Origin of the sequence: Okeania sp. SIO3B5 (genome assembly GCF_010692555.1) — a bacterium.
GTDB lineage: Bacteria > Cyanobacteriota > Cyanobacteriia > Cyanobacteriales > Microcoleaceae > Okeania.
The window spans coordinates 1-6464 of the sequence record NZ_JAAHHG010000554.1 but is presented as its reverse complement, the minus strand read 5'-3'; the positions used below and the strand labels follow the sequence as shown (position 1 = coordinate 6464).

Here is a 6464-nt window from a genome sequence, read left to right as displayed (position 1 = left end):
TCCAACAGGGTCAGGAAAATCATCGTTCTTGTGTAATCTTTTGGATTTTGCATTAAGAAAAAATTACCTCTGGTTAAAACCGCTACGGAATTGAATATAAGGAAATATTATTTCTTCTCTTGGTCGATTGGATATGGCTCCGAGACCTCGCCATCCCTCGACCGCTTTTTTTCCCCTTAAAAGAGGAGGCTTTAAACCAGAATTATTTAATTATTAATTATTAATTATTAATTATTCGGTAAAATGCGTTTTAAAATCTTAATTTTTCGTTTTTAACTATAGCAAGGAACAAGTTTGTTAGGACTTATGTTGATAATGATCCGTAAGATAGAGAAATTATTTTCCTACTCTTCTCTGTTCCCTGCTATATCAAAATATTTAGGGTTTTTAGCAAAAATATTATTACTAAGATAGTTTCTACTATATCAAAGTAAAAATATAACAATCGAAGGAAAGGTTAGGACAGATAAACAGCTTAAAACTCAGACAACGCAATATTTTTCCTTCTTATTTCCTTCTTCCTTCTTCCTTCTTCCTTCTTCCTTCTTCCTTCTTCCTTCTTTCAATAAGATAACCATTGAGACTCTATTTCCCTTATTTTGCCACTTTCCTGCATTTCTAAAATCCTAATATTAAAATCTTCTAAGAAAGAACTACCAGGGGATATTATAAAACCATAACTTTCATTAGCAAAAGAAACAGGAGATAATTTCAAGTTTTCATTAGGATGAGTATGTAGATAGTACTTAAGAGCAGGAGTATCAAAAACAACACCATCCACTTCATTTAACCTCACCAAATCAATTGCTTCTTGCAAAGTGCTAGTCTGACTAATACGAGCACCATATCTTTGTGCCCATTTCTCACCAGTGGAACCTCTAACCACAGCAATTCTAGAATTTGCAATGTCTTCAGGAGCAGTAAATTGTAAAACTGTTTGATCGGATAGAGAAAGAGTTAAACTTGTAGCAATACCCGCAGTGAGAGAAGAAACTGTCACCATAGTTATAATCATCCATACTCCAGCAATTATACGTCCCGTTTTAGTAATCGGAGCGCGATCGCCATATCCCACAGTGGTTAGAGTCACCAAAGCAAACCACATACCATTACCAATACCATGCCAATAGTCCTTCGGAAATTGTTCAGTATTGCGCCGTCTTTCTGCTAACCACAAAAGATTACCAACTGTAAATAGGAGAACAACTAATAGACTTACCGAAGATATAAAAGCAAGGCCAAAGAAAGGTTGAACTCTACTCCAAAGCTTAGGTCTTTCTCCACTCATTAATAAACCAATATTGGCCAGAAAGTAAGGTTGAGTGAAAGCCACTTGTTCCAGGCGATCAGAGGTTATACTAATTGGCCCAATAACAAGATCGAGTTCTCCTCTAGTGATACTATCAATACTATCCCTGACACTATCTTGTGGAGAAAGTTCGTATTCTAGTCCTTCTAAGGAAGCTAGTTCCTGCCAAATGTCTATACTTATACCTTTAACATCTCCATACTCTCCATCCTTAATTACAAAGGGGGGTGAACCTGCAACTCCTACTCGTAATTTAGTCGCTCTAGCTGATAGTGGGAACAAAGATATTAGGGTAATGGACAGTAAACTTAGTAATTGGACTTTGCTAGTTATTTGCTTAAAGATATTTGTAGAAAAAAAATTCATGGTGAAAATTTTTTTGCCCCTAAGATAGGTAATAATAATTGAGTTAAGTCTAAACCATCCTCTCAATTTCTGATGTCTAGTTTTTTCTAACTTTTGCCAATTATTCTTGAAGAAGGCAGAAGGCAGAAGGGAAAATTGATTATGGATTCAAATTCCAAACAATTTTCAGTACCGTTTAGACGGTGGGGTATTAAACCCGCTACAGAAAAGATAATTCTCGAAAAGTATGTTTGAGAAACTAGAAATTGCCTTGACTATTTTGTTTGGACTAGGATAGTTTACAAACTTTCGTACTCAATGTAATCTATCAATTGGACGTTACTTAAATGCTGCAATTAATATCAAGAAATCAGCTCAAGTATTGCTCAAAGATTTGTTCCACCATTAATATAAAGAAGTACAATTAAGTCAATTTTAAATCAATTACAGAGGTGGGGCATCCATTGGTAGCTCAGTCAATGTTATTATAGAAAAGTAGCTGATAAGCCCACATCTGATTCCTGTAATTAGTGTGGGAGTATGTCACTTGAGAAGTATTTTAGCATTAGATAAATATGAAAAGTAAGACAGACGACAAAATAATTGTTCGGAAATATTTTAATTCCACTGGTTTTGAGCGGTGGCAAAGAATTTATGGAGAGGGCCAAGTCAATAAAGTACAATTAGATATTAGAAAGGGACATCAACAAACCGTTGATAATGTTCTAAATTGGCTACAAGAAGATGGGAATTTATCAGGTTTATCAATTTGCGATGCAGGTTGTGGAGTTGGTAGTTTGAGTATTCCCTTGGCTAAAGCAGGGGCTGTTATCTATGGTAGTGATATATCAGAAAAGATGATCGCCGAAGCATATCAACGTGCTAAGTCTAGTTTAATTAGTATGGGTAACGTTAATTTTGTTGCTCAAGATTTAGAAACTTTAAGTGGTAAATATCATACAGTTATTTGTTTGGATGTGCTGATACATTATCCTCAAGAAAAAGTTGCAGATATGATTAATCATTTGATTTCTTTAGCAGAATCTAGATTTATTATTAGCTTTGCACCAAAAACTTTAGCTTTAAGTTTATTGAAAAAAGTAGGCGAGTTATTTCCTGGACCAAGTAAAACAACTCGTGCTTATCAGCATCGTGAAGCTGATATTATCAAAATTATAGAAAGCAATGGTTTTTCTATCCAAAGACAAGCAATGAATAGCACTAGCTTCTACTACTCCAGCTTGCTGGAAGCTACTCGTTAGTAAGTTCAATAATTGTTAAAGAATATTGAAACTGGGTACTCAAGAAACTGAAAATAAATATAATATAACTACAATTTGTCTACAGTTTGTCAGTAAAACTTGGATTAAGCTAAGACTTATTTAGGTTTTATATTCTCCATATGACTGTTACAAATAAGCTATATAGCTTAAGTGCTCAAATGCTTAATATTAAATAACAACTAAAGTAGGAATATTATCAAGACTTAGATAAAAGTAGTGAAGATAAAAATAGATAAAAATTAGGGTTAATTTTATAATTAAATAGGGGTAAAAAATTAATGACTAGAGTTTTTTTAGTAATAGCATCTATTCTAGGAGGATTGTCTGTAGTCGGTGGTTCTTTTGCTACTCATGCTTTGAAAGAAAAGCTTAGTCAATACTCTCTAGATATTTTTCAGACAGGTGCTCGTTTACAAATGTATCATTCCTTAGCTCTGTTAATGGTGGCTTTTTTATTAACTATTGAAGAGTTACCTCAAGGATTAATGTTGGCAGCTGGCTATGCTTTTATTATTGGCATAGCAATTTTTTCTGGAAGTTTATATGCTCTAAGTCTGACAGGGATAAAATTATTAGGAGCAATTACACCCATAGGTGGAATTGCCTTGATTATTGGATGGGGGTGTATGGCAGTCGCTGGTTGGAACTTAAAACTTTGAAGAAGGCAGAAGGCAGAAGACATAAGGGAAAAGTCATGGAGAGTCTTCGACACGCCACTCCATGTCTGATAACCTCAAACAATTTTCAGCACCCCCGTTAATGGTGGGATATTAAACCCGCCACTGAAAAGATAAAAATTGATTATTTTGATTATTTATAGAAATATTAAACATATTCAAGTCAAAAAATCAGCAAAAATGAACAATATTTTGCCAAAAGTTTTAAAGAAGACAACTTCGAGCTATAGTGTAGTAAAGCAAAGCTATACAAATCTGGGTATCTGGCTTCTGTGAGTTACTGCCTTAATCCCAACTGTCCCAATCCCTCTGATCCATTAAATGCTGGTAGACACACTTGTTGTCAATGTGGCTCAGAATTGCTGCTGCAAAATAGGTACCGCGTCATCAAACCCCTTGGAGGAGGAGGTTTTGGGAAAACTTATTTAGTAGACGATCGAGGTGTAGAAAAAGTTCTAAAGGTATTACTGAAAAGTCATCCCAAAGCTATATCTCTGTTTCAGCAAGAAGCACAAGTACTAATCAGTTTACGAAACCCTGGGATTCCCAGAATAGAAGAAGATGGTTATTTTACATTTTTCCCAGAAAATAGTGACGAACCGATACACTGCCTTGTAATGGAATTTATTGGTGGTGCAAATTTACAGGATTGGATGAAAAGTCGCCGTCATAGGCCAATAAATCAAACTCAAGCAGTAGATTGGCTGACACAATTATCGGAAATATTAGAAAGAGTTCATCAGCAAAATTATTTTCATAGAGATATTAAGCCCCACAACATCATGCGCAGGCCAAATGGCCAATTGGTGTTGATAGATTTTGGTACTGTTAGAGAAGTCTCTGAAACTTACTTGGTTAAAGTAGGGCAGGGGCAAAATGTTACAGGTATTGTCTCACCAGGATATACTGCCCCAGAGCAAACTAATGGTAAAGCTGTACCTCAATCAGACTTTTTTGCTTTAGGACGTACTTTTGTATATTTATTAACAGGTAAGCCTCCGACAGCCTTTGCAGAAAATCCTCGTTCGGGAAAGTTACAATGGCGAAAATCTGCTCCCCACATATCAAAGAAACTGGCAGATATAGTTGATTATTTGATGGCTCCTTTCCCAGGAAATAGACCTCAAACTCCAGCAATGATTTTGCAGTGTATAGCAGAAATTGATATAGAAGATACTTCTGCTACAGAAAGTTCTAGAATTTCTTCCCCTCTTAACCAAACTCAACCAGGCAGAGAAAATACTAAAATAACAGCCGGAAAAACTCAAACTAAATATCAAGTTAAGACAAAAATAAAAGATACAAAAATATCCCGTAATAAGTCAAAAATTAAACTAAAAAATAATCTGATAACTATATCAACAATGTTGCTATTAGCAGTAGCAACCTCTCAATTTTATGGCTTTTGGCGCTACAGAATGTTTCCTGCAAATCCTATTCTATTGTTACGAGGGTTGAATAGTAGTCGGTTTTTGCAAAATACTTTAAATGGTTATTTAGGAGAAGTAAATGCGATCGCTCTAACACCAGATGGTCAAAATCTGGCTACAGGTGGCTCTAATACAATTAAAATTTGGAACCTCAAGACTGGGGAATTAAGAAATAATATTGCAGATGCTCATACAGCTTCAGTAACTACTCTCGCAATTACTCCTAGTGGTCGAATCTTGGTCAGTGGTAGCGCAGATAAAACTATCAAATTTTGGGATCTAGGAGTAGGTAAATTAATAAGTACAATTCTGGCTCATCAAGGCCAAGTGAATGCAGTGGCAATTAGTCCTGATGGACAGACATTAGCAAGTGTTGGCAGCGATCGATTAATGAAGTTTTGGAATATTCAAACAAGTAGTCGAATACTTACCCGAATACCAGATCAAAAATATGAAGTAAATACTTTAGCTTTTAGCCGAGATGGGACGATTTTAGTTAGTGGTAGTAATGACGGAACCATTAGACTGTGGAACATGAGTACAGGTATTCGTAGACAAACTCTAGAGGGACATACCAAGGCAGTTAATACGGTCGTCGTCAGCCCAGACAATCAAATTTTAGCTAGTGGAAGTGAAGATGGAACTATTAGACTATGGAATTTACAGACAGGGCGAAAAGAAAGTGTAATTCAACTAAATAATATAGGTGCAGTCAAATCTATTGTTTTCAGTCCTGATAACCAAAAAATAGTAGCTGGTGGTGAAAATATTACTATTTGGGATCTAATTACAGAGGAAAAATTACAAACACTTATTGGTCATTCTCAACCAATAACTTCTCTTGCTATTACTCCTGATGGTAAAACTTTAGTGAGTGGAAGTGTAGATCAAACTACTAAAGTCTGGCGAATGCCTTGAATCAGTTATCAGTTATCAGTTATCAGTTATCAGTAGCTACGGGTAAATTACCGAATAATTAATAATTAATAATTAAATAATTCTGGTTTAAAGCCTCCCCTTTTCAGGGGAAAAAAAGCGGTCGAGGGATGGCGAGGTCTCGGAGCCATATCCAATCGACCAAGAGAAGAAAAAATATTTCCTTATATTCAATCCTCTCGGTTTTAACCAGAGGTAATTATCAATTATCAATTATCCATTATCCATTAATGAAAGCGCTTTTCACTTTTGCTGGATGACCAAATCGCCATAATCAAAACCTTGTAGGGAGGTTGTATGCAACGTCCCTACTGTGGTCTATCGTACCGGAAAACCGCTGTAGGAGGCGAGAAAATCTTGACATACTCCCGACGTTGCGCTAACGCGACATGACGAACGCGGGATTCTTCAGTCAGAAAAAAAAGCTGACTGCTGTTTATACAGAGGTGATGTCCTCCCCCTGTGTTTAGAACAATCATAATCT

At 35.8% G+C, this 6464-nt stretch carries 4 protein-coding genes; 3 read left to right on the top strand and 1 reads right to left on the bottom strand.

Annotation, left to right across the window (positions count from 1 at the left end):
• Positions 1-562: 562 nt before the first annotated feature.
• Positions 563-1675 carry a transporter substrate-binding domain-containing protein gene (locus F6K54_RS38030; RefSeq protein ID WP_293089245.1) on the bottom strand — a complete coding sequence of 371 codons (1113 nt, stop codon included), beginning with the start codon at positions 1673-1675 and terminating at the stop codon, positions 563-565.
• Between the two features lie 554 nt (positions 1676-2229).
• Between F6K54_RS38030 and bchM the strand changes: the two genes are divergently transcribed.
• From bchM to F6K54_RS38015, 3 genes are all read left to right on the top strand, one after another.
• Positions 2230-2916, top strand: a complete 687-nt coding sequence (bchM, locus tag F6K54_RS38025; RefSeq protein WP_293089244.1) for a magnesium protoporphyrin IX methyltransferase — start codon at positions 2230-2232, stop codon at positions 2914-2916.
• 299 nt (positions 2917-3215) lie between these two features.
• Positions 3216-3596, top strand: coding sequence for a DUF423 domain-containing protein (locus tag F6K54_RS38020; RefSeq protein WP_293089242.1), 381 nt, complete (start codon positions 3216-3218; stop codon positions 3594-3596).
• A gap of 377 nt (positions 3597-3973) precedes the next feature.
• Positions 3974-5962, top strand: a complete 1989-nt coding sequence (locus F6K54_RS38015) for a serine/threonine-protein kinase (protein WP_366558359.1) — start codon at positions 3974-3976, stop codon at positions 5960-5962.
• Positions 5963-6464 lie beyond the last annotated feature (502 nt).

Coding starts and splice junctions, on each gene's coding strand:
- F6K54_RS38030 (WP_293089245.1), bottom strand. CDS start 1,675: ATGAATTTTTTTTCTACAAATATCTTTAAGCAAATAACTAGCAAAGTC.
- bchM (WP_293089244.1), top strand. CDS start 2,230: ATGAAAAGTAAGACAGACGACAAAATAATTGTTCGGAAATATTTTAAT.
- F6K54_RS38020 (WP_293089242.1), top strand. CDS start 3,216: ATGACTAGAGTTTTTTTAGTAATAGCATCTATTCTAGGAGGATTGTCT.